The organism is Stenotrophomonas sp. YIM B13575 (assembly GCF_042787595.1).
Taxonomy (GTDB): domain Bacteria; phylum Pseudomonadota; class Gammaproteobacteria; order Xanthomonadales; family Xanthomonadaceae; genus Stenotrophomonas; species Stenotrophomonas lactitubi_B.
Genome location: NZ_JBHZOP010000106.1, coordinates 1 through 1,531, shown reverse-complemented (window position 1 = coordinate 1,531; position 1,531 = coordinate 1). Strand labels below are relative to the sequence as shown.

At 54.0% G+C, this 1,531-nt stretch carries 1 rRNA gene; it reads left to right on the top strand.

Annotation, left to right across the window (positions count from 1 at the left end):
• Positions 1-1,415, top strand: a 23S ribosomal RNA gene (locus ACFX4F_RS16175); the annotation flags it as partial.
• Between the last annotated feature and the right edge of the window lie 116 nt (positions 1,416-1,531).

The following is a 1,531-nucleotide window of genomic DNA, read 5'->3' as shown; positions in this document are numbered from 1 at the left end:
GGATCTTTGGCAAATCCGGGATCCTTCAAGACCGAGCACCGAGACGAGCCTTTATGGCGAAGTTGCTGATACCACGCTTCCAGGAAAAGCTCCTAAGCTTCAGCTTACGCAGACCGTACCGTAAACCGACACAGGTGGGTAGGATGAGAATTCTCAGGCGCTTGAGAGAACTCGGGTGAAGGAACTAGGCAACATGGCACCGTAACTTCGGGAGAAGGTGCACCCTTTTTGGTGGCTCGTGCGAGCTATAGCTGAAGAGGGTCGCAGTAACCAGGCCGCTGCGACTGTTTATCAAAAACACAGCACTCTGCAAACACGAAAGTGGACGTATAGGGTGTGACGCCTGCCCGGTGCTGGAAGGTTAATTGATGGGGTCAGCCGCAAGGCGAAGCTCTTGATCGAAGCCCCAGTAAACGGCGGCCGTAACTATAACGGTCCTAAGGTAGCGAAATTCCTTGTCGGGTAAGTTCCGACCTGCACGAATGGCGTAACGACAGCGGCGCTGTCTCCACCCGAGACTCAGTGAAATTGAAATCGCTGTGAAGATGCAGCGTTCCCGTGGCAAGACGGAAAGACCCCGTGAACCTTTACTATAGCTTTACACTGAACGTTGAGTTCGTCTGTGTAGGATAGGTGGGAGGCTATGAAACCATGGCGCTAGCTGTGGCGGAGCCATCCTTGAAATACCACCCTGTCGTGCTTGACGTTCTAACCTGGGTCCATTATCTGGATCGGGGACCGTGTATGGTGGGTAGTTTGACTGGGGCGGTCTCCTCCTAAAGAGTAACGGAGGAGCTCGAAGGTACGCTCAGCGCGGTCGGACATCGCGCACTGTGTGCAAAGGCATAAGCGTGCTTGACTGCAAGATCGACGGATCAAGCAGGTAGGAAACTAGGACTTAGTGATCCGGTGGTTCTGTATGGAAGGGCCATCGCTCAACGGATAAAAGGTACTCCGGGGATAACAGGCTGATACCGCCCAAGAGTTCATATCGACGGCGGTGTTTGGCACCTCGATGTCGGCTCATCACATCCTGGGGCTGTAGTCGGTCCCAAGGGTATGGCTGTTCGCCATTTAAAGTGGTACGCGAGCTGGGTTCAGAACGTCGTGAGACAGTTCGGTCCCTATCTGCCATGGGCGTTGGAGATTTGAGAGGGGCTGCTCCTAGTACGAGAGGACCGGAGTGGACGAACCTCTGGTGTTCCGGTTGTCACGCCAGTGGCATTGCCGGGTAGCTATGTTCGGAAGCGATAACCGCTGAAAGCATCTAAGCGGGAAGCGCGCCTCAAGATGAGATCTCCCGGGGCACAAGCCCCCTGAAGGAACCATGTAGACTACGTGGTTGATAGGTCAGGTGTGTAAGTACAGCAATGTATTGAGCTAACTGATACTAATGATCCGAGAGGCTTGACCATATAACCTCAAGTTGCCTTGGCCGACATGACATGTCGATAGATCCAAGTGCACGCTACGTCACAAGACCAAACGAGAGGCAGGCGCTCAGGCGCGTCTCTTTGCAACGCTGGCATCA